This is a genomic window from Citricoccus alkalitolerans, from assembly GCF_039528175.1.
Taxonomy (GTDB): domain Bacteria; phylum Actinomycetota; class Actinomycetes; order Actinomycetales; family Micrococcaceae; genus Citricoccus; species Citricoccus alkalitolerans.
The window spans coordinates 229,926-253,818 of record NZ_BAAALH010000001.1 but is presented as its reverse complement, the minus strand read 5'-3'; the positions used below and the strand labels follow the sequence as shown (position 1 = coordinate 253,818).

General features: G+C 68.2%; 23 protein-coding genes. 5 read left to right on the top strand and 18 right to left on the bottom strand.

Annotated elements, in window-relative coordinates:
- Positions 1–255: 255 nt before the first annotated feature.
- The 3 genes from ABD134_RS01140 to ABD134_RS01130 form a co-directional block, all read right to left on the bottom strand.
- Positions 256–1,308 carry a hypothetical protein gene (locus tag ABD134_RS01140; RefSeq protein ID WP_344225936.1) on the bottom strand — a complete coding sequence of 351 codons (1,053 nt, stop codon included), beginning with the start codon at positions 1,306–1,308 and terminating at the stop codon, positions 256–258.
- Positions 1,305–2,690 (bottom strand): MFS transporter, encoded by a 1,386-nt coding sequence (locus tag ABD134_RS01135; protein WP_344225934.1) that lies wholly within the window; start codon positions 2,688–2,690, stop codon positions 1,305–1,307. Before ABD134_RS01135 ends, ABD134_RS01140 begins: the two co-directional genes overlap by 4 nt.
- A gap of 108 nt (positions 2,691–2,798) precedes the next feature.
- Entirely contained in the window at positions 2,799–3,590 is a 792-nt protein-coding gene (locus tag ABD134_RS01130; RefSeq protein WP_344225932.1) for a hypothetical protein, read from the bottom strand.
- 373 nt (positions 3,591–3,963) lie between these two features.
- Between ABD134_RS01130 and ABD134_RS01125 the strand changes: the two genes are divergently transcribed.
- The 3 genes from ABD134_RS01125 to ABD134_RS01115 are packed head-to-tail and all read left to right on the top strand — an operon-like array spanning position 3,964 to position 4,788.
- Positions 3,964–4,092: a hypothetical protein gene (locus tag ABD134_RS01125; RefSeq protein ID WP_344225930.1), complete on the top strand. Its 129-nt coding sequence runs from the start codon at positions 3,964–3,966 to the stop codon at positions 4,090–4,092.
- Between the two features lie 32 nt (positions 4,093–4,124).
- Positions 4,125–4,595, top strand: a complete 471-nt coding sequence (locus ABD134_RS01120) for a hypothetical protein (RefSeq protein WP_344225928.1) — start codon at positions 4,125–4,127, stop codon at positions 4,593–4,595.
- Positions 4,596–4,623: 28 nt separating this feature from the next.
- Entirely contained in the window at positions 4,624–4,788 is a 165-nt protein-coding gene (locus ABD134_RS01115) for a hypothetical protein (RefSeq protein WP_344225926.1), read from the top strand.
- 135 nt (positions 4,789–4,923) lie between these two features.
- Here the strand turns inward: ABD134_RS01115 and ABD134_RS01110 are convergent, their stop codons facing one another.
- The 3 genes from ABD134_RS01110 to ABD134_RS01100 form a co-directional block, all read right to left on the bottom strand.
- Positions 4,924–5,466, bottom strand: a complete 543-nt coding sequence (locus ABD134_RS01110; RefSeq protein ID WP_344225924.1) for a hypothetical protein — start codon at positions 5,464–5,466, stop codon at positions 4,924–4,926.
- Between the two features lie 90 nt (positions 5,467–5,556).
- Positions 5,557–5,880 (bottom strand): hypothetical protein, encoded by a 324-nt coding sequence (locus tag ABD134_RS01105; RefSeq protein ID WP_344225922.1) that lies wholly within the window; start codon positions 5,878–5,880, stop codon positions 5,557–5,559.
- A 6-nt stretch (positions 5,881–5,886) separates the two neighbouring features.
- The gene (locus ABD134_RS01100) at positions 5,887–6,051 is read right to left on the bottom strand and encodes a hypothetical protein (protein ID WP_344225920.1); all 165 of its coding nucleotides are present in this window, start codon (positions 6,049–6,051) and stop codon (positions 5,887–5,889) included.
- Between the two features lie 375 nt (positions 6,052–6,426).
- Between ABD134_RS01100 and ABD134_RS01095 the strand changes: the two genes are divergently transcribed.
- Positions 6,427–6,972 carry a VanZ family protein gene (locus tag ABD134_RS01095; RefSeq protein WP_344225918.1) on the top strand — a complete coding sequence of 182 codons (546 nt, stop codon included), beginning with the start codon at positions 6,427–6,429 and terminating at the stop codon, positions 6,970–6,972.
- Positions 6,969–9,818: a WecB/TagA/CpsF family glycosyltransferase gene (locus tag ABD134_RS01090; protein WP_344225916.1), complete on the top strand. Its 2,850-nt coding sequence runs from the start codon at positions 6,969–6,971 to the stop codon at positions 9,816–9,818. The genes ABD134_RS01095 and ABD134_RS01090 overlap by 4 nt, the downstream gene beginning before the upstream one ends.
- A gap of 9 nt (positions 9,819–9,827) precedes the next feature.
- Here ABD134_RS01090 and ABD134_RS01085 read toward each other — a convergent pair whose 3' ends face one another.
- The 12 genes from ABD134_RS01085 to ABD134_RS01030 all read right to left on the bottom strand — a co-directional run bounded on the left by ABD134_RS01085 (position 9,828) and on the right by ABD134_RS01030 (position 23,888).
- Positions 9,828–11,168: a hypothetical protein gene (locus ABD134_RS01085; RefSeq protein WP_344225914.1), complete on the bottom strand. Its 1,341-nt coding sequence runs from the start codon at positions 11,166–11,168 to the stop codon at positions 9,828–9,830.
- Positions 11,169–11,231: 63 nt separating this feature from the next.
- Complete coding sequence (locus ABD134_RS01080) at positions 11,232–12,017, bottom strand: YveK family protein (protein ID WP_344225912.1); 786 nt, start codon at positions 12,015–12,017, stop codon at positions 11,232–11,234.
- A 3-nt stretch (positions 12,018–12,020) separates the two neighbouring features.
- Positions 12,021–13,406, bottom strand: coding sequence for an O-antigen ligase family protein (locus ABD134_RS01075; protein ID WP_344225910.1), 1,386 nt, complete (start codon positions 13,404–13,406; stop codon positions 12,021–12,023).
- Positions 13,403–14,323, bottom strand: a complete 921-nt coding sequence (locus ABD134_RS01070; protein ID WP_344225908.1) for a DUF6492 family protein — start codon at positions 14,321–14,323, stop codon at positions 13,403–13,405. Before ABD134_RS01070 ends, ABD134_RS01075 begins: the two co-directional genes overlap by 4 nt.
- Positions 14,320–15,630 carry a CgeB family protein gene (locus ABD134_RS01065; protein WP_344225906.1) on the bottom strand — a complete coding sequence of 437 codons (1,311 nt, stop codon included), beginning with the start codon at positions 15,628–15,630 and terminating at the stop codon, positions 14,320–14,322. Before ABD134_RS01065 ends, ABD134_RS01070 begins: the two co-directional genes overlap by 4 nt.
- Entirely contained in the window at positions 15,627–16,844 is a 1,218-nt protein-coding gene (locus ABD134_RS01060) for a glycosyltransferase family 2 protein (RefSeq protein ID WP_344225904.1), read from the bottom strand. The genes ABD134_RS01065 and ABD134_RS01060 overlap by 4 nt, the downstream gene beginning before the upstream one ends.
- Positions 16,841–18,439, bottom strand: a complete 1,599-nt coding sequence (locus ABD134_RS01055; protein WP_344225902.1) for a lipopolysaccharide biosynthesis protein — start codon at positions 18,437–18,439, stop codon at positions 16,841–16,843. Before ABD134_RS01055 ends, ABD134_RS01060 begins: the two co-directional genes overlap by 4 nt.
- Positions 18,436–19,605 (bottom strand): glycosyltransferase, encoded by a 1,170-nt coding sequence (locus ABD134_RS01050; RefSeq protein WP_344225900.1) that lies wholly within the window; start codon positions 19,603–19,605, stop codon positions 18,436–18,438. Before ABD134_RS01050 ends, ABD134_RS01055 begins: the two co-directional genes overlap by 4 nt.
- Positions 19,602–20,828, bottom strand: a complete 1,227-nt coding sequence (locus ABD134_RS01045) for a DegT/DnrJ/EryC1/StrS family aminotransferase (protein ID WP_344225898.1) — start codon at positions 20,826–20,828, stop codon at positions 19,602–19,604. Before ABD134_RS01045 ends, ABD134_RS01050 begins: the two co-directional genes overlap by 4 nt.
- Positions 20,825–22,021, bottom strand: coding sequence for a glycosyltransferase family 4 protein (locus ABD134_RS01040; RefSeq protein ID WP_344225896.1), 1,197 nt, complete (start codon positions 22,019–22,021; stop codon positions 20,825–20,827). Before ABD134_RS01040 ends, ABD134_RS01045 begins: the two co-directional genes overlap by 4 nt.
- The gene (locus ABD134_RS01035) at positions 22,018–22,722 is read right to left on the bottom strand and encodes a NeuD/PglB/VioB family sugar acetyltransferase (RefSeq protein WP_344225894.1); all 705 of its coding nucleotides are present in this window, start codon (positions 22,720–22,722) and stop codon (positions 22,018–22,020) included. The genes ABD134_RS01040 and ABD134_RS01035 overlap by 4 nt, the downstream gene beginning before the upstream one ends.
- Positions 22,723–22,724: 2 nt before the next feature.
- Entirely contained in the window at positions 22,725–23,888 is a 1,164-nt protein-coding gene (locus ABD134_RS01030; protein ID WP_344227593.1) for a DegT/DnrJ/EryC1/StrS family aminotransferase, read from the bottom strand.
- Between the last annotated feature and the right edge of the window lie 5 nt (positions 23,889–23,893).

Below are 23,893 nucleotides of genomic sequence, written 5' to 3'. Positions count from 1 at the left end.
CAGTAGAAAGGCCCCTGGGCCGCTAAACACCTGAGAGGCGGTGGCTAGGCCACCGCCTCTCAGCGGATACTGGATTGGCGGGCCCGTATCCCCCCGGGCTAGTTCCACCGTCCGATCCGTGTGCACCGTCTCATGGGGCCCTTTGAGCTTAAGATGCGGTCGACAGCGTCCGGTAGTGGACCTTTGTCCAAACTTTTCTTCCCGGGGGTCTCACATCTCCCGGACGTTGCCTGGTGGTTCGCAACGGCCAGGAGCTCAGTCGTTCACGACGGACGGCGACCAGGCGTGCTCGATGAACAACTCGGGTTCGGCCATCGCCTCGGCGTCCAACCGGAAAACGTCTGCATCCCAGTTGGCGTCCTCGCGGGGCAGGCCGTACAGGAGCGTGTCCTCGTCCAACCATTCCAGTTGGTCGTCGATGCCGCGGTCGAGCTCAATGACGGTCCGCTCGCCGCTGGCCACATCCATGAAGGCGACGTCCCAGTGCACGCTGCTGGAACCGATCATGTCCCCGTCGTTCCCACGGCGGACCTTAAAGGCCACCGTGCGCCCGTCCGGGGAAACTGAGGGACACTCCGCGTTGGTCGCCAACGACGCCATGGTCCTCTTCTCGAGGTCGCCCTCCATGAGCCAGGTGGTCCCACCGGAGGCCACGGTGGCGTAGAAGCGGTTGCCGCCGGCGAAGGTCATGCCCCAGACATTGCGATCGATGGCCACCAGTGGTTTGCCGTCCACGGTGATGTCGAAGTCCTGAAGGTTCCCGTAGTCCTGACCGTCCGAGCCCTTGACTCCCCTGACGGTGGTGTCGGTAGAGAAGGAATCCGCCGCGTAGGAGTGCCCGGTGACGAACGCGGTGGTGGCGACCAGTCCGTCGTCGGAGACCCGGGTACGGCTGGGAATTCCGGCGAGCGGCCAGGTGGCGACCGGGTTGCCGCCGAGGTTCTGGCCATAGTCGTAGACCTGGGTCTCGAACGTGGTGGGAATCCCGCGCAGGGTCCGCAGGCAGGACAGGTACTCCCCCGCCACGTCCACGCGATCGCAGGCCTGGCCGCTGACCTGGCGTGGTCCGTCCGGATCGGACAAGGCCACGGAAGACACCATGCCGTATCCCTCACCCGACGCGGTATTGCGGAAGGTGATGTGCGGGCCGGTGGGCAGTTCGGCCGAGACGTCGGCCGCCGAGGAACCGGTGGTCCGGTGCTCGTGGTCCTGCAGGGCCTGGACCCCGTAGACACCGGCCACTCCGATGGACACGGTCGCCACGCCCGTCAGGACGAGCCACTTGGATCGAGTGGACAGCGCACTCACTTCCGGACCACCAGCCACCACGCCAGCGGCAGCACCAACACCAGCACGACGGCGGCGCCCGCCATGGTGGGCACGGCACCGAACAGCACCCACAGCGCCCCGAAAGCGGTGGAAGCCACAAGCCGGGTGACAGCGACGACGGTCTGGGCGGCCCCGATACCCGTGGCAGTCCTGCCCTCTGGGGACAGCTGACCGGCGAGCGCGGCGAGGACTCCGTCCGTGGCCGCATAGAAGATCCCCAGCATCAGCAGCGCCAGCCCGAGTGCGATCCAACTCCCGCCCATCGCCGCCGCGAGGTAGGCGCCGGCCAGGAACAGGTGCCCGCCGATCAGGACCGCGGCGCGCGAGGTTCGATCAGCGATCCTGCCCACCGGGATGGCCAGCAGCAGGAAGACGGCGTTGGTGCCGACGAACAGCAGGGGGAACCACAGCGGATCGAGGTGACCGTGGGACATGATGGCCAGGTAGATGAACCCGTCTCCCACGGTGAGCAGGCCCAATGCGCCCGCGGCCACCAGGAGCCGCTTGAGGGGACCGTCCAGGGTGCGCCAGCGCGGGCGCCGGGGTGCGCGGGACGGTAGCGTGCGGGGCCGGACTACCGGCGAGTTCTCCGCGGCCGCCGGGACTGGTGCAGCCGGCGTCGTGATTCGGGTGGTGGTGGTTCTTCTGAACCGGACGTTGGGGACGAAGAGGATCAGTGCCGCCACGCCGATCAGGGCGGCGGCGAGGGAGACGGCGAAGACCACGCGATAGCCCTCCGGGACCAGCAACAGCACCACGAAGGCCAGCAACGGCCCGATGGTGGCACCGATGGTGTCCAGCATGCGGTGAACTCCGAAGGAGCGGGCCAGGTGCTCAGGTTGGGAGACCTCCTGGATCATGGCGTCACGAGGGGCGGTGCGGATGCCCTTGCCGACCCGGTCGATCCCGACCAGGACGGCGATCCCCGCGAAGCCCTGCACGAACAGCAGGCCTACTCTCGTCAACATGGACAGCCCATAGCCGGTCACCGCGATGGCCTTGGGCTTGTCCGTCCGGTCCGCGGCGTAGCCGGCGGCGATCCTCACCACCGCGCTCACGCCCTGGTGCAGGCCCTCGAGGAATCCGTAGGCCACCATGGACAGCCCGAGTGCGCCGGTGACATAGAGCGGCAGGACGGCTGCCACGGACTCGGAGGACACGTCCGTCAGCAGACTGACCATGCCGAGGGCCACGACGGTGGGGGCAACCCGGAAGGCCACCTTCCGGCGTATGGCGGGATCCGAAGGTCCCGTGTCCGATCCCGGCGTCACGGGCTCTTCGCTCAAGGCGCTCTCGGCGGCATCGACCCCGTCGGCCGGAGATTGGTCAGGACCCCGGAATCCGGCCAGAGAAATGTACATTCCGTCCCCTCAGTTTCTGGTGCGTGGCGTTGTGGTGCGTGTCAGCGCGTGTGCTGGTGGACCCTGCGTGAGGTGGCCGGCATCGGGTGGCCAGTTGGATGCCACCGACTATCGGACTTCGAAGGAGCCGGATACTGACAGGTCCACCCTGCCGGTGGACGACAACGATGCGGTGACGGTCAGCACATCCGGGCCGAAACCACACTGGACCTGCGGTGTTCCGTCGTCCAACGTGGGACGGTCGGTCGGCCACGCGAGCGATTCGCAATGCCGGACGTAGTAGTCGAGGACAGCCTCCGGGTTGGCGCTGCTGAGTGCGTTCACGCCGACGAAGACACGCTGGCCTTGGGTGGCCACGGAGGAGGACTGGATGTCGACGTCGTTGGGGACCGGAACCGCATGCTCGGGGAATCCTGCCACGAGTTCGTGCTCGGCCGCCGCGGCATCGGGAACCTCGGTCAGGGCCGGTTGCCGTTCCGCGGAATCGGGCAGCCGGTACGGCTCGGTCCCGAGGCCGTTGGGCACCTTGGGTTCCTGGTCCGCGCCCTCCGGGGCGTCGGCCGCAGGGTTCCACGTGGGGCGGTCACCCGGAGCGGCAGGATCCTCGCCCACGGCATCCTGGGAGGCCATGGAGGAGGCCCCGGAGGCCGTGCTCCGGTCCGTGCCGGCTCCCGCCACACCTTGGCCCGCCGACCCGTCCGCGCCGGTACTACCTGCGGCATCGTCGGTTCCGGCGGGCGCCGTTGGGGCCTGCGTGGTCGGCGTCGACGACGCCGGATGCCCTTTGTAGTCGTCAGCCGCTACCGGTTGGGATGGATTGGCGAAGTGGACGATCAGGACGGCCAGCATGGCCAGGATCACCAGGACGGCGGCGCCGGTGGCCCATCGGCGGACGTTCATGAGGACTCCTGGACGGTTGAGACGGACGGTCAAGCAGTGTCCTCCAGCCGCTGGGTACTGTTACGCACCGGGGCCCGGAAGACCCGGGGGTTCCTGCTCTGATGCCAGACTAGGTCGGGCCACCAGGCCTTCCCAGAGTGCCGCACCCCTACTGTGGTCTAGGGGCTGACCGGCAATCACGTGATCTGCACAACCCTCTACTCGCGTCCCCACGTATACGGTGTGCAGCGGTACTTGTTTTCCGCGCGGATCACCGTATTCGTGAGCCCTCCCATGCCTTCATCCGGCCGACGGCTGGCATGGAACCCGAAGTCCGGATCGGCACCCATGCCGTGGTCTGGCACTGGCACAGATCCTCCTGCTGGCGGAGGTCGTGACGGCATCCTGGCGCGTCGCGTGGCAGTCCTCTGCCCGGGACGAATACGACGGGGTGGACTCGGACCCCGTGGCGCTCTTCGACCAGACCGTGCGTGAATGGGGACGACTGTTCCCCAACACGTGAAATTGCGGGGCGATCCTTGCCATGATGGCGTCATGTCCGATCACGCTGGAGATCATCGCCCGTCACCCGGCGGCCCCGACGCGAAGCACCGGCGTCCACCAGGCGTCAGTGACGCGACTGTCGAGGCCCTCGGCAAACTCTCTGAGGCATTGGAGGTTGTGGAGCACGCCCGTGGCCTGCTCTACGGATTCCACCGGCTGACGGGGACCGCGGACCTTGCGCTGGATGAGGCCGTGAGTCTGCTCCGCACCGCCGGCCATGCAGACGTCGCCCAGCGGGTCGAGCAGGACATCATCGGCCGCAATGTCATCCACGGCCGGTGGACGTTTCAGATCGTCGAGGACTACGACGACCACTACTACTCCGCGTTCAAAGACGTGGAACAGCAGGCCAGGAGCGAGTTGGCCGGGGGTAGGCGCCACCTGCACGAGGCGGAGATGAAAGAGAGGCGCCGCTCAACCGGCCAGCCCCACCATGAAGCACTTCCGACTAGTGCAGACTGAAGACCCGACCACTTTCCAGGAGGACATGATGAGCACTGATCCACTCGACCCGGTTGCTTCCGAGGAGGAGCGCCGCGACGAGAACCGATCCACTGAAGGTGACCGGTCCACGACCGGCCCGCAGACGGAGCAGGAGTTGGACGAACAGGTCGAGGAGTCGTTCCCCGCATCTGACCCGCCGGCCAACTACTGAGTCCCTGCACGGGCCCAGGGGACCTTGAACGGCCTCCTGGGCCCTTTTGCCGGATCACGCGTTTTACCGGGCGCTGGCCGACCTGCCGGACGCCAGCTCGATCGTCGACCTGGGTTGCGGCACGGGCCTGCTGACCTAGTTGTACTGACCGGGGACGTTGGTCATGCGGCTCGACCCGAGTCCGACCATGCTTGCGTTCGCTCGTAGCCGACACGACGCCGACCGCCTGTACTGGGTCGAGGGTGATACAGCCGCGATTCCGCCGACCGGGTCTACACATCGGTGCTCCACCTCCGGACCGCGGATGCATTCACCGGAGACCTGGCTTCGGCCCGATTCACCGGCATCGAGATCGCCTGCGACTGGTCCGGCAGTGGCAACGAGAGCCCAGATCAACAGAAGTGGGAGCGACGCTGCGGCCGATTCCATCAGGAGCGGATTCAAAGCGAGATAGCCGATCCCGGAAAGCAACAGCGCAAGGCAGGCACCAGCCGAGAGGGCCGTCAAGGCGACGCGCCGAGGGAGGTTACCACGCTGCACGACGGCGATGAGTCCGGCGAGAACGAGCATCTTGACACCGTCAATGCGGGGGATGAACTCCCAGACGACGGCAGCGATGCCGTGCACGAGCACCGCGACGGTGAGATACGGCAGGGACCCGCCGAATTCGGCGTTCACGTCCGCAGCGTCAGCGTCGGTTGAGAGCGCCGCCCCCCCGATGATGAGTCCTACGATCCAGCACAGGACATAGCCAATGGCAATGGACCATCACATGCGTTGGGTCATCGGTCGCGCTCGGCTTGTCATAGGCACACGGTAGGAGTGCAACGTGAACGGAGCATGGAGGGATTGCGTCCCCGCATCCCAGCCGGCGTCCTCGCGGGGCAGGCCGTTGAGGAGAGTGTCCTCGTCCAGCCACTCCAGCTGGTCGTCGATCCCGCGCCCGAGCCCGATCACGGTCCGTTCACCCGAAGCCAGGTCCAGTACGGCGACGTCCCAGTGCACGCCGGATCCGCCAGCCAAGCCCCCGCTGGAGTCCCCGCCGGAGTCCCGGCGGACCTTGAACGCCACCCGGCTGCCGTCAGGGGACACCGAGGATCATTCGGCGTCTGTCGCCACGGAGGTCATGGTCCGCGCCTCGAGGTCCCCCTCCATGAGCCAGGTCCTTCCACCCGAGGCCACCGTGGCGAAGAAGAGATCACCGTCGGCGAAGCTCACGCCCCACACGTTGCGGTCGATCGCGGTCAGCGGTTCACCGTCCACGGTGATCTTGAAGTCCTGCAGGTTCCCATAGTCCCGGCGGTGGCTTCGACGAGTGGATTCAGAGCCAGACTATGACCGCCCGACTCGGCCACACAGCGAGATGCATGCCTGCATTCGGGGGTGAGGTCCACGACGATCGGGTGGTCCATGCATGCATGGTTCCGGCCCTCCACGTGGGCGCTGGCGCCGGCTACTCGTTTCCCCCTCACTTCCTCCCCAGGCTCCCGTTGTGGCGTTGTACACCGCCGGCCGGCTTCCTACGCTGAACCCCAACGTCCGGCATCCGACCTATCCTCCGGCTGGAGACCGATGACGTATCCCACCCCGAATCGCGGTTGGGGCATGCGTACCGTCCGGGAGTAAATCGTGACAGTAATGAATGAAGTGTCGTCCGCGGCGGGTCCGGGGCGCTCTCCCGCCACGAGGCAGCCCAACCGGGAGGCCGAGGCACGCCCGGAGCGCCGAAGGTGGGCCGGTTGGATCCTGCTCGCCTATCTGGTTCCGTTGACCGCCCTCGTCCTATCGGCACGCCTCGGAGACCAGGGCATTCCCCAGGTCGCCGATGCCCTCCTGCATTGGCTCGGCGAAACCCGATGGCTCTCCGAGATACGGTTCGGTCACCTCGAGGCAGCGGCCAATGTCCTGCTCTTCGTTCCCATCGGTTTCCTGTTCGCTGGCCTCTGGGGCCGCCGCACCCGCATGCCGAGGACCTCCCGATCGGGTATGCCGGATCTCGTGGTGTGGCTCCTGGCCGTCCTGCTGTCAGCGGGGATCGAATTGGCCCAGTTGTTCCTCCTCACGGAACGCTCGGCTACCTTCCGTGACCTCCTCTGCAATGCCACCGGTGCCTTCGCCGGAGTCCTGACCTTCCGACTCGTCCAGATGGCCCGTAGCCGGGCCTCCCGAAGGAACACACCATGATCCCCTCGCATCCCCGCGTAGACCTGGCCGGCATCGTCGTCGACCTGATGGACGAGCGGGCAGCCATCGATGCCCTCGTCCACCGGCCGGCCGACAGCAACCCGCTGGCCGTCATCTCGGCCAATCTGGACCACATCGTCCAATTCGGGCACGGTGGCCGCTGGCGCCGCACCCTGGGTGATTCCCTGCGCCCGACCCACACCGACGCCGACGGACAGTCTCGTCCCCTGGAGTGGCTGACCCTGTTGGACGGTGCACCCCTGGTAACCCAGGCTGACCGGCTCACGGGTTCTTCCTGGCCTCGCTTGGCCGGCAGCGACCTCGTGGGTCCGTTGCTGGACGCAGCCGAGAAGGCAGGCCTGTCAGTGGGCTTTCTGGGTGGGTCCTATCTCATCCAGCGCCTCCTGTCCCGTCGGCTCATCGCGACCCGGCCGGGGCTCGTGATCGCCGGGATGTGGTCACCGGACCGCAGTGAACTGGCGGACGAGCAGTCCTCCCTGAAGCTGGCCGAGGACATCGCCGCGGCGGCTCCCGAGTTACTGATCGTCGGGCTGGGCAAGCCTCGCCAGGAACTCTGGATCTCCCAGTACGGGCCCGCCACCGGAGCCTCAGTCCTGCTGGCCTTCGGTGCCGTGGTCGATTTCCTGGCCGACGCGATCCAACGGGCTCCCGCTGTGGCGAGCGACCACGGCATGGAATGGGCCTGGCGCCTGGCCCGGGAACCACGCCGGCTGGCCAAGCGCTACCTCCTGGACGACCCGCCTGGACTGGTCCAGCTGCGGCGCCACAGCAGCCTGTTGCCGGCCGTCTCCGCTGTCTCGCCACCGCCTGCCGATACCGGTCCGATCCGTTCCCCCCGCCGGCCGCATCCCCCCAGCGGGACCGGCCACGATCCAACACAGCCTGCCGTACCCAGCCACGGGAGACCCGGACAATTCTCGGCCTTGGGCCGTCCGGTGGACGTCGCCGTCCTCGTGGTGACCTACAACAACGAGGACCACCTGCGTGCCCTCATCTCCAGCCTCCGCCAAGAAGCCCGTGCACTCCGGATTCGGGTGGTCATAGCGGACAACGACTCAACGGACGGCACCCTCGCTGAACTCAACCTGCACCCGGACATCCTGCAGGTCCAGACAGGGGGCAATCTCGGCTATGCGGCCGGAGTCAACGCCGCTCGGCGAAAGGCTGGAGACGCCGAAGCGATCCTGGTGCTGAATCCGGACCTTGAGATCCTCCCCGGTGCCATCTCGGAGATGCTGGACGTGCTGCGCTCGGGTGAAGCCGACGTCGTAGTCCCCCGCATGGTGGACGGGGAGGGGAACCTTAAGCCGTCCCTCCGCCGTGAGCCGAGCCTGAGCTCAGTCTTCGGCGATGCTCTCTTCGGTGGCCACTGGCCGCAGCGTCCCGCGGTGCTGGCCGAACAGGACGCCGCACCCGAGAGCTATCAGTTCGGCCATGAGATCGATTGGGCCACCGGGGCCGCCGTCATGACGAGGGCGGACGTCGACCGCCGGATCGGCGCATGGGATGAACGATTCTTCCTCTACTCCGAGGAGACCGACTACTTCCGCCGCGCACGGGAGTCCGGTGCCCGGATCTGGTACGAACCAGCGGCCACCGTGGCCCATGCCGAGAATGGCTCCGGCTCCTCCGCGCAGCTGCAGGCCCTGATGGCCGTCAATCGGGTCCGCTACATCCGGAAACACCACACCGACGTCACGGCCGAGGTATTCCGCTGCGGTGTGGTCCTCCACGAGATGCTGCGCTCCTTCAACCGAGACCACCGCAGGACCTTGGCGATCGTAGCGGACGAGGCCTTGTGGGACGCCCTGCCCGGGCCGTCAGCCACCCGTTACCCGGCCAAGGTCCTCGGTGGATTCCCCACCGGTTCCGTCATCATCCCGGCCCACAATGAGGCCGCCGTCATTGGACGGACCCTCAACTCCCTTGAACCGGTGCTACGGACGGGTCGGGTGGAAGTGATCGTGGTGTGCAACGGATGCACGGACGACACGGCTACGCTGGCGGCCGCCGTGCCCGGGGTCCAGGTCATCGAGGCGCCGGTGGCCTCGAAGACGGCCGCTCTCAATGCCGGAGACAGAGTGGCCACCCAGTGGCCTCGGGTCTACCTGGACGCAGACACCGTCCTCAGCCCCACCGCCCTGCGCCGCGTGCTGGAGGTTCTGTCCGAGTCACCAGTGATGGCCGCACGCCCGGCCTTCCGCTACGACGATTCGGGGGCCACCTGGCCGGTGCGGGCCTATTACCGCGCCCGGCGCCGCCTGCCGAGCACCCAGCAGGCCTTGTGGGGTGCCGGTGTCTTCGCCCTGTCCCGCGAGGGGCACGAGCGCCTTGGCTCCTTCCCGGACGTCACCGCCGACGACTATTTCGTGGACCGACTCTTCTCTGACGAGGAGAAGGTCATCGTCCCCACGCCCCCGGTCCCCGTCCAGACCCCCCGTGAGACCAGGTCACTGCTCAATGTCCTGACGCGCAACATCAGGGGCCCGGCAGAACAGCGTTCTGCTCCGGCACCGGCGGACGCAGCGCCCCAGGTAATGCCGTTCCCCTCGGATGCCGCCGGACCCGTTCCGCAGGAGACGGCAGGCGAGCGCACCCCTGACATGCCGGCTGATTCGGCCGCCTCCTCCGCCTCGTCAACGGCCTGGGAACTGTTCCGGTCCATCAGAGGCCCCCGCAGCGCGGTCGATGCCCTCTCGTACTCCGGCTTGGCTGCCACACCACGGTTGGTGCGGCTCCGTGAGCCGCGCGCCGGTGCCTCATCCGCGCCCATCGTCTGGGAACGCGACGACAGCAGCCGGCGCCCTGAAGGACTGCCACGCTGAGGGAGGCCGTCACAGTCCACAGTCGTTGCCGGTGAACCGGTAGAGATGGACGGCGTTGCCGTCGGCGAAGGTATCGGTGAAACTGCCCGAGTGCACGGGAACGGTCCGGCCCTCCCCCACCACGGTGGCCCCTTCAGGCACGGGTGCGGCTTCAGGCACAGGTGCGGCACCACCATCCTCCCCACCTGGGGCTCGAACACAGTCCAGGCGGAAAGACACCTCCCCCGGTGCCGGTGAGGCTGCGGTGGCCAGGACGTAGAGGTCACCCTCGTGCGCCTTCACCACGGCGTCAGCAGCACCCTCCACGGTGAGTGCGCCCGTCAGGGAGGGAGAGTTGAGCACCGGGGCCAGGTCCGTCACACCGGCGTTGATCTCCGCGATCCCCTCGGCGAGATCGTCACCACAGTCGCGCAACACGTGGAAGCTCGGACACGGCCCACCGAAGCTGTGGCCGAAGTACACGATGCCCCGGGCTCCATGGACCAGACTGGACCAGACCGCTGCACGGATCTGGGCCACCTCAGGCGGGTCCAGTGTGCCGAGATCCCAGGGCTGCCCCACTTCCACGAACGCCCAGACCGGCTTCGAACCGTGCGGATCCACGAGGGACCGGACCCGGTCCACCGTCCACCCGTAATTGGCGGGCAGGCGGCACTGCGCATCAGTCAGGTCCCGGGGCTCCGCCAGCATGGTCCCACCCTCCTGGGCACCACAGATGTTCGGGTCCGTGAACCAGTAGTTGTCCGCGGACACTACATCATGGGCTCCGTTGACGAACCCGGCAGCCTCCGCATCCGTCTGCCAGAACGTCACGCCCTTGCCGAGGTTGGAGTAGGTCATGGCGTGTGGGGGAACGTTCGCCGCCAGATCGTCCTGCACCGAGTATCCGCAGTCGGTTCCCGGAACGGCGCATATCTCGCCCTGGCCGGGAAAGTCTCCAGTCCACGCCCCGTGGCCAGGGCCCGCCCACATGTCCACTTCATCCCCCAGAACGGCCCCCCTAGCAGCCGGATCGGGCCACGAGGTCAGCGCGTACTGGCCCTCACCCAGAAATCCCAATCCGGAATCCACGGACAGGTCCACGTACAGGTTCAGTCCAAGCCGCCGTTCCTGGAGCGCTTCCTCGGAGGAGGTCACGGATCCAAGCCACAAGCCGATCGGGACATACTCCGGTCCGGACGGCAGCCCGTTCTCAAACCCCGTGAAGAAGTCGGTGCCACCATCGGGCTCCTCCAGCAAGACACCCTCCGGAAGATGCGGACCGCGGGCAGCACTGGACCCGGTATCCGGTTCAGATCCGGCGGGAAGGCACGCCGAGACCACGAGGATGAGGGCCATCGCCGTGGCCATGGCCCTCATCCGTCTCCCAGCGTGCCACACGGTCACGACCACGCTCCCTGGCGCTCTGCTCGCCTAGCGGCTGACACTGTGCGGAACCGAGATGGCGTCCGCCAGGACTCGGTCCTCCCGGGGAGAGCGGTAGCCCGGGACGGCATCAATGATCGGGCCGTCGGGCAGGAACTCATGACGGTCCGCAGCCGAGTCGGCCGGGGCAGAACGAGTCCGGCGGCGGCTCGCCGCAATCGACTCCGCCAGCGAGACCGCCCCGAACAGGAGCACCATCCCGGCAACGCCCAGGATCGCGGTGAACCGGAGTCGACTGGAGAACACCTCCTGCGCCGGTGTGGGGCCGCTGATGGGCAGCGCCTCGATCAGGTACAAGTCATCGGCCTCGTTGATCTTCTGCACCTCACGCATGATCTGGGTGAACTCCTCGCTCAGGAATGCCACGGTCTCCGTGGCCACTTCGGGTGTTGCCCCCTCCACGGTCAGGTTCATCATGCCGGAGGAGGTACCGTCTGGAGGCATCAACTCGAATTCGGAGGCCAGGCCCCGTTCCTCGAGCTTCTCACCCACCGCGGTGGAGTTCACCCGGGCGATCACCACCTGGGCCAGCAGAGAGGTGTCCCGCCACCGCAGGTACGGATTGTCCGCGTTCTTGGCCGCGAGCTCCGGATCATCCTGCAGCTGTTCCTCGCTGGGCACTGACGGCATGGCCAGCGCGAAGGTAGCCCTGGATTCATAACTCCGTGGAGCCCACAGCATTCCGTAGGCGCAGGCCAAAACCGTGATCAGCACCAGGGGGATGGTGACCCATTTGTGCGTCCACATGGTCTTGAGAACTATCAGCGGATCCATGGTCTACCTCCGTATTTCTTGCGGATTGCTGTGGTTTCCAGTGGATCGCTCGATCCCCGGGGTCTGATTGCGGTGTTGCAGGACGAGAAGCCAGACTGTGCCCGCCAGGCCGACGAAGATCGGCACCAGGAGGGCAAAGGTCTTGAAGGACATCGAATCGAACGCAGCCGAGGAGACAAGGGCCACGAACATGGCAGCGGCAACGCTCCCTGCCAGCAGCCGCAGTTCGGGGTCCGGGGCGTATCGGGCCGCCAGCATCGACGCCAGCGCGGGCACCAGCAGGTAGATCACCAGTCCGGCCAGTCCCACGACGCCCATGGTGACGGCTGTGAAGAGGTATTCGTTGTCAAAAATGTCCATGGCATTGACGGGCATCCAGGTTCCGGGCCCGTAGCCGAAGACCGGCTGCTGGACCAACAGCGTCCACGCCAGTGGGTAGTCATCGGTCCTGGCCGTGATGGACGGGTCCGAACTGCCCGCGGTGGCGGTGCCGAAGAGGGTGGACACCATCCCCGGGATGGCCACGAACAACACGATCAGGAACGTCGGGGCGGCCACCATGGCCCACCGTCGCGCGGTCCGGGGAAGGTACGGGATCATCACCGCAGCGCTGACGACGAGGCCCAGCATGGCCGATCGGGAGACGGTGGCGACGCAACAGATCGCCAGCATGGCGGCCGGGACCCACCGCCGCCAGGCCTTGGACCATGTGGAGAACAGGCCCCACCAAATCGACAGGGGTAGCAGCATGCTGCTCACCACGCCCAGTTCGATGGGATGCATGGTCATGCCGGCCACCCGGGTGAAAGCCCCGCGGGGCTGGAATGGCGTGCCGGACCCGTTGTCCTGGAAGCCCGGCAGGAACGTGGCAATCCAGTCGACGGGATTCGTCAGAGTCGTGAACTGCAACGCCGCCACCAAGCCGGACACGCTGGCCCCGGCCAGCATCCAACCGACTGCCCTCCGAACGTCCTCGCGGGTCAGCAGGCACTGGGTGACGGACAGGGTCAGGCCGATCCCGGCCACCAACAACAGCAGCCATCGGTCAGCAGATGCCCGTTCCACCACCGTCGAGGTTCCGCTCATTCCCGCCATCAACGAGGCGTAGCTCAGCAGCGAGACCAGGAGCCAGACCATCATGCCCACGCGAGCCGGATGCCGGAACTCCCAGAGGGAGAATCGTCCGAACACCGCCGATGACAGCCAGAGGCCCATCAGGCAGAGCGCCAGCAGCTGGGCCACCCCACCAGAGGCCCCCACCGGTTCCAGGACCAGATAGGCGGGGAATCCCACCACCAGGAACATCGTCCATCGCAGCACCAGGGGCCCGCCCGTGGGGCGAGCTGCCAGATGGCCGGGCGGTGCCGGGGCCGTGCTGAGCGTGGTCATCGTGGTGATGCCCCGCTCAGTCGCTCGACGACTGCACGGAAGACCTGGTCGTCTGTCTCCGTATTGGACTGGATATGGACGGCGCGGTCCTCGTCCCGGAAGCCTGCGACGAAGCGCTCCACCTGGTCAGCAGACATGGCCTCCGTTTCCCAGTAGCTGTGACACAGGGTGGTGTCCCGCTGGAAGCGCAGATCCTGCTCGGAGCCGAAGGCGCGTACGTAGGTGCCGTAGAGGAAGTCCTCGCTGAACTGGAGTTGTTCCGCGATCGCCTGGGCCCAGGTAGTCCCGGACACCTCTTCGACCCGGTCCAGGCAGGCGCGCAGCAGTCGAGGATCCCAGGACACCAGGCCGGCGATGTGGTCCGGGTAGCTCTCCTCGCGGGTCCAGGGAAGCCCCAGCAGTTCGTGGGCGGTCTCAGCCCATCGGTAGTGCCGCATCTCCGGGCCGATGGAGTTCTCCAGGGTATAGAGGCGGACGGTCCCGTCCTGGACAACGTGTTCCGGCCCGAGCCGCCGGACCAGGACGACATCCGAGTCGATGTTGACGAAGACGTCTGCCTCCACGTGATCGACCAGGCACATCTTGACGATCTGCTGCAGCACCCAGCCCCGCACCGGCTTCCAGGGCCGTCGCCAGTTGATGGCGGCACAGTTGAACGACGCCGGCAGGCCGGGGACCCTCTTCGTCCCCTGGGCGAGCCGGTCGGTGGGGGTCACACCGGCGGGCAACACGTCCTGATAGGTCCAGACCACGAGACGATCGCTGCCGATGTCCTGGTATAGGTGTGCGTCCCGCCCGGGGACGATCACGTGGTGCTTCACGCTGGCGTCCGTATAGCGGCGGACCGAGGCGTGCAGTCTGCGGAATCCGGCCAGGTCCGGACGGTATGAGGGGGTGATGACGGCCATGGTGGTCATGAGATCTCCCTTCCAGGGGTACGGAGCCCTGCCCGATCACTCAGGCTCGGGGCAGGCGCTGGAGGCGGGCGGTACTCGCCGGGCTTCGGGACGGTGCCGCACCGTACCGTGTCCTCGATGAAATCCGCGGTCATCGACTGGGCCACCGCCCAGGACGGTCGCGGCCGAAGGGCAAGGCGCCGAGCGCGACTGGCGATGCTCGCAGCGTCCGCTCGCACCACGTCGGCGAGGGCTGAGGCCAGGGCGTCCGGACGTCCTGGAACCCACACGGCGTCCGGAGAGTTTAGGTCAAGGCGGGGCCCGGGCAGGTCGTTGAGGACCGGGACGTTGCCGGCGGCCAGCAGTTCGCCGGGAACCAGGGAAACGTTGGTGAAGGACATGGCCAGGGAGGCGGTCGTGCGGTTGTACAACTGGTTCAGTGCGGCGGGCGGAACGGATCCGTGTTGCTCCACGGGGATGTCCCAGCCCCGCACTCTGTCCCCCACGATGTGGATCGGCTGGTCCGGGCACAGCCGATGGAAGCGCTCCAAGGTCTCCTTGGCCAGCAGATAGCCCCGCCGGTCCACGGTCCTCTTGGCGTAGTAGACGATGCCGTGCCGGGGTTCTGGAGACTCCACCAAACGGTAGGTGGCGGTGTCGCATCCGAACGGCACCAGCAGGTCCGGTTCCAGGCCCCGCTGGCGGCGCATCTCGGTGGCCACCATGCCGCCCAATGCGATGTTTTGCAGGCCGAGGGCGTAGCTGGACTCCGCCAGGTCGTACAGATACCCGTGGGGGAAGAAGAAGGGCTCGTAGTCCTGGATGAAGTAGAAGCCGATCGCGGTCCGGTTCCTGCTGGCGACCACGTGGGCGGTCTCCCAGGAGCTGGCCACCACGGCGTCGTAGCTGCCGAAGCCGTCGTCCACACTGGCGATGTCCGCTTCCAGGTCCGGCCAGGCACGGCGGATCACCGGCTGGTGGCGGTCCACATCCCCCGCCAGGGGATCGTAGAACACCAGGGTGCAGTGGTGTCCTCGTTCCTCGAGGGCGCGGACCATCCGGAACAGGGTCGTGTGCCCGCCGGAACCGGCGCTGGGAGGGAAGCAGACGATCCCCACGCGCAACCGGTCCACCGTGCGTCCCGGCTGGGCGGGGACCGGGCCGGCGTCGTGGATGTCCTTGGCAGCCAAGGGTAGCGAGGGCTCGTCCCAGGCCAGACGATGGCCGGCGAGTTCGGCGGCCTTCCGGGAGGCAGACCGCGCTGCGCCGGCCCAGCCGTCACGCTGGATCCGTTCGCCCAGGGTCCTGATGACCGTGCTCGTGCTCATCTGAAGTACACCCCGTTCTGGTGCCAGGTACGGAACTCCCGTTCCCGCCGGAACCGGGCGGCGGCTCGGCGACTTAGGGACATCGCGCGGTCAGCCGGACCGCGGGAGCGTGCGGCACGGCGCAGGATGCGATCACGCGAGGTCAGGTTCCGGCGGGTGGGTGTCAGCTCCAGTTCGAGCAGACGGGCGAACACCGGAGAGCTCCCACCGTTGGCGTCCACCTCGTGTGAGAGCGATTCCAGGGTTTCCCGGTCCAACCGGTCCCTCACCGTCCGGCACGCCTCCGCGGCCCAGGGGAGGCTGCCGGCTGCCCCCGAGAACAGCGTGCTGAAGGCCAGCCGCCGTTCTGCCAGGTCCACGGCGATGTCCACCTCACGGGCGGAAAGACTGGCCTGGTGATCCCGATGCCACGCCTGGTCCGCCCCGTGGACGTACCCGACGTCACTGAACGAGGCCAGCCGAAGCCACATCTCCATGTCATGGGTGTGGGCCAGGTCCCGTTGGCCTCCCACACGGTCCACCACGGAGCGGCGCATCAACACCTCGGCCGAGGTGATGACATTGCGACCGTCCGCACAACGCTCCTGCACCCAGCTGGCTCCGGGCCACACGGTCCACGAGGTGGCCCGGTCCCGGGCCGGCGGCAGCCGCTGCCCGTCCATGAAGTGCACCGGATGGCCGTACACCAGACCCACGGAGGGAAACCGGCGGGCCAGGCGGACGGCCCGGGCCAGCGAACCCGGGGTCAGCAGGTCGTCAGCGTCCAGCCGCACGAGGAACTCGCCCCTCGCCTCAGCCAAGCCGTCATTGAAGGTCTGTACGGCGCCCCGGTTCTCCGCATGACGCACCACCCGGACACGCTCGTCGGCAGCGGCGAGACCCTCGGCGACCTGGATGCTGTCGTCCGTGGAGCAGTCGTCCACGACCACCACGTCCACCTCGACCTCCTCCTGAGACAGCACGCTGGTGATGGCTCCGTGCAGGAATCGGCCGTAGTTGAAGCAGGGGATCACCACGGTGACAGTGGCCAGCGGCACGGACGCGCCGGTGCCGCTGGCCACCACGGTCCCCGTCCTGTCCATCGCCGTTCCGAAGGCGGTGGTGTTCTCGGCAGGGCCGGAGAGGGGGCGGCCGGCACCGGGGAGGGCAACGGCGTTCCGGTGGGTGGGCAGGGTCAGTGTGCGGTGGTAGATCACGGCGGTCGCAGTGCTCAAGAGGTGGCCTCCGATGTGGTTGAAGGATGCTGGACGGCAGGATCGGTGATCCTCGCGTTGACCGGCCGGACGGTGGGGACGGTGGGGACGGTGGTGTCAGGCTCCTCCTCGAGGACCTCGTCCGCTCCCAGGAGCCGCGCTTCAGAGAGCCGTTGCCGCATCCACCGGTACAGGACCGTTCCGTAGACGACGGTGCCGGCGATTCCTCCGACCAGCAGATCCACGAATGGATTCGGGCCGGCGAGTGTGACGAGCCAGGTGGCGAGGGCGGCCGGGATGATCGCCAGGAGCGGCGGCCAGAACACGGCCCAGACGGCGGTGATGTCCACCCCGACCACGACGAGGGAGCGGGCGTACAGCGCGAGCAGGACGATGCTGGACACCACATGGGCCACGGCGGCACCGATGCCGCTGCCGGTGAGGGTGCCTGCCACCAGCAATGGCAGCAGCACCACCATCCAGGCGACCTGCAATCGCAGCACCCGGCCGGACTCGCCGCGGGCCAGCAGGTAGGAGGTGGACAAGTCCAGGACCGTGCGCAGCGCGCCGAAGGCGGCCAGCACCATCAACAGTGGCGTCGCGGCCAACCAGCGGGTTCCGTAGACCAACTCGATGACCGGCCCCGCCAGGAACACCAGCATGCTGGCCACCAACACCGAGAGGGCCCACACGGGGGCCAGCGCTGTGGCCAGCGAGCGGTCCTTCGGGCCGGAGGCGACTCGCGAGAAGGCCGGCAGGGAGACCGAGCGGACGACCTGGCCGAGCACGCTCATCGGCCAGTTGGAGATGTTGAACGCCAGGAAATAGAACCCGAGCACGGTGGCACCGGCCAGGGAGGAGACGAGGACCTTGTCCGCCCCCAGCAGCACCCAGGACAACAGGTTGGCCCCGGCCACCGGCAGTCCGAAGAGCCAGACGCCCTTGGCGAGGGACCGGTTGAAGCCAAAGCGGGGGCGTTCCCCCGACAAGACGAATTGCAGGATGACGGCCACGAGTTGGGCGACCACGCGGGACACCGCGAGGGCCATGACTCCCCAGCCGCCGAGCACCAGGGCCACCAGCAGGACGGTACCGACCACGAAGTCAGCCACCGCGATGACGAAGACCTGCTTCTGCCGGAAGGTCCTCTGCAGGGTGGCATAGGGGACCACACCGATACCGGCGATCAACAGGGTCAGCGACATCACCGCGAGGACCGGCCCCGTTCCGGGTGCGCCCAGCACCTCCGCCAGCCAGCTTGACCCGGCGGCCATGGCCCCGGTGAGGACCGCCGAGATGAGCACTGCCATGGTGGCCACGGTGGGTGCCTTGGCCCGGTGGTTGGCGGAGCGGATCAGGTCCGAGCTCAGCCCGAAGTCTGCCAGGGTCATCATCACCGTCTGCACCGTCAGCACCACGGCATACAGCCCGAACTGCTCCGGCGTGAACATCCGGGCCAGGAAGATGCCCACTGAGAAGGTCCCCAGGCGGAGCACCATGCTGCTGACGGTGCTCCAGGCAAGCCCGCGCCGGATGCCGGCGCTGACGGTGGTGTGGACCTCCGTCGTAGCGTGGTGCCCCCGCATGCCGGTGGCCCGCACGGTCCGGATGCTCATGCCGCGGCGCTCCCGTCCAGGATCCGACCGGCCAGGAAGGATCCGAGCCCGGCGGCCGAGCGGGCCAGCGAGGCCGTCCGGCCGGCCACACCGCTGCGGCGTTCCCGGGCGTTGCCGTAGATGTTGTCGAGGAGCAGTGCGGACCGGCGCAGGCTGTAATGGTCGTCCACCACAGAGCGGGACCACTCGCCGCGGCGGCGTCGCTCGGCGGCATCACGGGCGAGCTCGGTCAGGGGAGCCAACAGTGGGTACTCCCCTCCATCGCCGATGCCGTAGAAGCCCTGCCAGTCGAAGGCGCCCAGTGTCTGGGCTGTGACCGGCTCGCAGTAGCCGTCGGCCCCGAGCACGATGGCCGGCTTCGCGAAGGCCATGCCGCGCAGGACTGAGCTGCCCATGCCGAGCACGATGTCCGCCGCGGCATAGGCCGGGGTCGGGTCCGGGAGGCTGCCCGGGGTCAGGACCACGCGGCGACCGTGCCGGGTGTTGACCTGGTTGGCCACTGCCCGGATGCGTGGCAGCTCCGGCCCGTCACCGGCGACCAGCAGGACAGCGGGCTCCCGTGCCGCCAGGCGATCCACGGCGGCGATGGCCGCGATGACGCCACCGGACTTGTCCAGGTCGGTGGTCATCCGCCCGACCAGGGAGATCACCAGATCCTCCGGAGAGATCCCGAAGACCTGCCGGGCGGGCCACGGGTCCGAGGGTGTATTGGCGACGGTGTCGATGGGCGGTTCCATCAGGTGCCGGTGGGGGTGCTCATCGGCGGCAGACCACAGTTGCCGCGTCCCGACGACCAGGTCCAGGTGCCGCGGCAGGAACCGCGGAACCTCCATGGACAGCACCGTCATGACCTGCGGGACGCCGAAGAGGCCGTGGGCCCCAAAGGATGCCCCGATGGACGGAGCCCACTCATAGGTGTGCACCACGTCTGCCCGCCACGAACGCGCCAGCCGCACCAGCCCGGCCGCCCAGCCTGTCGAAAGGCGCAAACCGGTGTTGGACAGGGTCAGGTCCAGGCCCAGGACGTGTGCCCGGTCCATCAGGGGCCCGGGTGCCGCGTACAGCATGACGTGATGGCCGCGATCCCGGACCGCAGCCGCCAGGTCAAGGGCATTGAGCTGACTGCCCCCCATGCCCATGTCATGCGGGCAGACGATGATCCTCACGGCGTCGCCACGGATATCAATCGGCTTCGGCCGATGGCCCCGTCCAGGGTCGTCACGACCCGTTCCTGCTGCTCCGCCGTGATGTGGGGGAAGATCGGCAAGGAGAGCAGCCGATCCGCCGCGGCCTCCGTGACGGGAAAGGCACCCTGGGCCAGGCCCAGGTGCTCGTAGGCACCGGTGAGGTGTACGGGAACGGGGTAGTGCACCCCGGCCCCGATCCCCGCGGCGCGCAAGGCCTCCAGCACGGCGTCTCGGTTCTCGAGCTGAACGGTGTAGAGGTGCCACACGTGGTGGTTGCCCTGGGCTGCGGTGGGCAACCACACGTCGCCGGCCTCCGCCAGGGGCCGCAGCAGTTCCGCGTACCGGGCCGCAGCGGTCCGGCGGCCCTCGTTCCACCGATCCAGCCGGGCCAGCTTGGCCCGCAGCACCACGGCCTGGACCGTGTCCAGCCGCGAGTTCATGCCGACCGTGCTGTGCCGGTACTTTGATGGGCTGCCGTGCTCGCCCAGCACCCGCACGCGGGCCGCGAGCTCGGGGTCGTTGGTCATCACGGCGCCGGCATCCCCCGCGGCACCGAGGTTCTTTCCCGGGTAGAAGCTGGTGCCGGCCGCTAGACCCAGACTGCCGGCCATCCGACCGTGCCGGAACGCCCCCTGGGATTGGGCCGCGTCCTCGATGACCGCGACGCCGGCCCGCTCGGCCTGCGGACGGATCCGTTCGACGAACGCCGTCTGGCCGTAGAGGTGGACCGGCATGACGGCCTGGGTGTGAGCCGTCATGGCGGCGAGCGCCGCCTCGGGGTCGATCAGAAGGTACTGGGGGTCCACGTCCACCAGCACGGGCACGGCGCCGATCCGACTGACGGCCTCCGCGGTGGCGATGAAGGTGTTCGCCGGGAGGATGACCTCTCCTCCGGGCTGCACCCCGGCGGCCCGCAGCGCCAGCTCGAGGGCGTCCGTGCCGTTGCCGACGCCCACGCAGTCGGAGACCTCGATGTAGGCGGCGTATTCGGCTTCGAAGGCCTGAACGTCCGGCCCGCCGATGAAGGCGGTCGTGTCGAAGACGCGGCGCAGACCGGCCTGGACCTCGGCATCGATCTCACGCTGCTGGGCGCCGAGGTCCACGAAGGGAACCGAGTCCGGTGCATCGGCCTCCATTCGGGTGACCTGGGCAGCCTGGGAGGTCTGCTGGGTGGCCGCCGTCGGCGGTGTGAAGATGGTCATGCGATGGCTCCTTCCCGGGCCCACTGTTCTCGGTCCACCACGGACCCGAAGCGCATGGAGGTGAAGTACCGCGCGCTGGTGGCGGCGGAACGTGCGAGGGACCGGGCCACGGCCGCTCGGGGCGCCCGGCCCAGGGCCGTGTCCACGTAGAGGGCGGCCAGGTGGTCGGCAGATCGGTCCAGGTCATAGCGGGTGGCCACGAGGTCCCGACCGAAGGCGCCCAGCTGCCGGCGCAACGTGGACGACTCCGCCAGGGACTCCAGTGCCCCCGCCAGGTCGCGGATGCCGGCCCCGCCCCGGCCGTACCAGCCGCTGTGCAGAAAGCCTGCCGCGGTGGTCTCGTCCAGGGTCCGCCAGAAACCGGCCTCGCCATGGACCACGAGCGGCTTGGCGTGGGCCAGTCCCTTGATGGCGGAGGACCCCATGCCCAGCACGATGTCCGCTGCCTCATAGGCCGGGGCGGCGTCCAGCTGGAAGCCCACCGGCTGCACCACGGTCCAGCCGTGGTGGGCGTTGACGGCGGTTGCCCGTCTCTGGACGGCCTGCAGCCCTTCCCCGTCACCCGCGATCAGCAGCCGGACGGGCCGGGTTGCCGCCATCCGGTCCACCACACGGATAGCCTCCAGCACGCCTTGGAGCTTCTCGAGGGCCGTGGTGAGCATCGAGACGATCGAGATCACCAGGGCGCCGTCCGGGATACCGAACCGGGCGCGGGCTGCAGCGATGTCCGTGGTCCGGTACCGGTCCATGTCCACGGGCGGTTCCAGCAGGTGGGCCCGGCGGCCCTGGTTCAGCATCCGCTGCTGGAGTTCCGGCGTCCCGACGACGAGGGGCACGTGCGTGGGCAGGAACCGCGGCACGTCCATGGACATCACGGACATCAGCAGGGGGACTTGCCGTCCGGCGCCGAAGGCCGCCCGCAGGCAGGGCCGCCACTCATAGGCGTGGATCAGGTCGATACGGTGCTGCCGGACGGTCTCCTCCAGCCGGCGGGACCATCCCAGTCCGGGAGCGTCCGGGGCGGGGGCCTCGGCCCATTCGAGGCCGGTGTCCCGCAGGAGCTCCGTGAGGATGCCGGGGGCGGAATAGACCATCGGCTGGTGACCGTAGTGCCGCATGGCCGAGGCCATCTCGATCGCGCTCAGCTGGCTTCCCCCCATGCCAAGCTGGTGGGGGCAGATCAGAACCCTCATGATGCGGTTCCTTTCACGGTGCGAAGCCTGGCGTGGGTGCCGGGGCTCTGGCCCACGACGCCGGCCGGTTCCGTTCTGCGGAGCGGGCCGGCTGGGTTTCCCGCCCAGGTCTGGGCGTCCGGCACGTCCTGCAGCACCACAGCCCCCATCCCGATGACGGTGTCCTGCCCCACCCGGACGTCCTGCCGGACGGAGACCTGCATGCCGAGGTAGGCCCGGGAGCCCACGTGCACCCGGCCGGCCAGCGTGGTGCCGGCCGCACAGGTGACGTGGTCCCCGAGGACGTCATCATGCGTGAGTACGGTGCGCGGCATCAGCACCGCGTGGCGGCCCAGGATGACATCACTGGTCAACACGCAGCCGGCCAGGAGGATGGACCCCGATCCGATCCGGCTGCCCCCGCCGATCACCACCGAAGGATGTACATGGATGGCATAGCGCGCCTCCTCCACGCCCAGCCCGGCCAACCGGGCCTCGATGGCGGCGCGGCTGCGGCCCTGGCCGGCGCAGAGGAGCAACTTCTCCCGGTGCCGGGGCGCCTCGTGGAGGCCCCCGAGCACCGGGACACCGTCCAGCACGGTGCCGTGCAGTGCCTCATCGTCATCGAGGAAGCCCACCACCGTGTCTCGGCCCGAGGACCGGATGGAGGCCAGCGTCTCGCGCGCCAGGCCGCTGGCGGCCACCAGGAGGATCCGTGCCATGGCTATCGGCTCCCCCTGATGGTCGAGTGGTTGCGGGTGTTGCGCGGTGACTCCGCAGCAGCCCGGAGGCTCGCGGTCACCCTCCGATGCTCGTCCTCGGTCATGGAGTGGAACACGGGCAGGATCATCGTGTTGTCGGTGAGCCTCTCGGTCATGGGCAGGGGCCTGACCAGGCCAGAGTGTCCGGCGTAGGCGCCCTGGCGGTGGGCCGCCATGATCCCCCGCCGGGCGGAGATCCCGTCCGCCGCTAGCCACTCGAGCAGTTCCTCCCGGTTTAGCGGGAAATCCGGCAGGACCTCGATCCAGAAGGACTGGAAGTTGGAGGTGCCGTACTCCGGGTCCGTGACGTAGCGCAGACCGGCCAGGGTGGACAGCACGGCCCGGTAGTCGTCCGCCAGGGCACGGCGGCGGCGGACCATCTCCGGCAGCTTGCCCAGCTGGACCAGGCCCATCGCCGCCTGCAGGTCCGTCATCCGGAAGTTGAATCCCACTTCGGGGTAGCCCTCCTGGACGGGCAGCACGGAGGTGTGCCGTTCAGCCGCGGACACGTCCATGGAGTGCTCCCGCAATCGCCGGGCGCGGGCGGCCCACTCGGGGTTGTCCGTGGTGAGCATGCCGCCTTCGCCGGTGGTGAGCACCTTGCGAGGGTGGAAGGACCAGGCGGTCACATCTGCCCCTGCACCGACGGGGTAACCGCGGTACGTGGACCCCGCCCCGCAGGCGGCATCCTCGACCAGGGCCAGGGAATGCCGGTCGCACAAGGTCCGGATCGGGTCCAGGTCCACCGGGACGCCGCCCTGGTCCACGGCGATCACGGCCGTGGTCCGGGGTGTCAGCACGGCGTCAAGGGTCTCGGCGGTCACGTTGCCGGTCACCAGGTCCACGTCCGCGAACACCGGCCTGGCCCCCACGTAGGTCACCACGTTCGCCGTGGCGATGAAGGAGAACGAGGGGATAATGACATCGTCACCGGGCTGCACTCCCGCCACGAGCAGGGCCAGGTGCAGGGCGGTGGTGCAGGAGGAGGTGGCCACGCCGTGGGACACCCCGTGGGCCGTGCTGAAGGCCCGTTCGAACTCGACGGTCCGGGGCCCCTGGGCGACCCAGCCCGAGGCGATGACCCGGGAGACTGCTTCGGTCTCCTCCGGGCCCAGCCAGGGCTTCATTACAT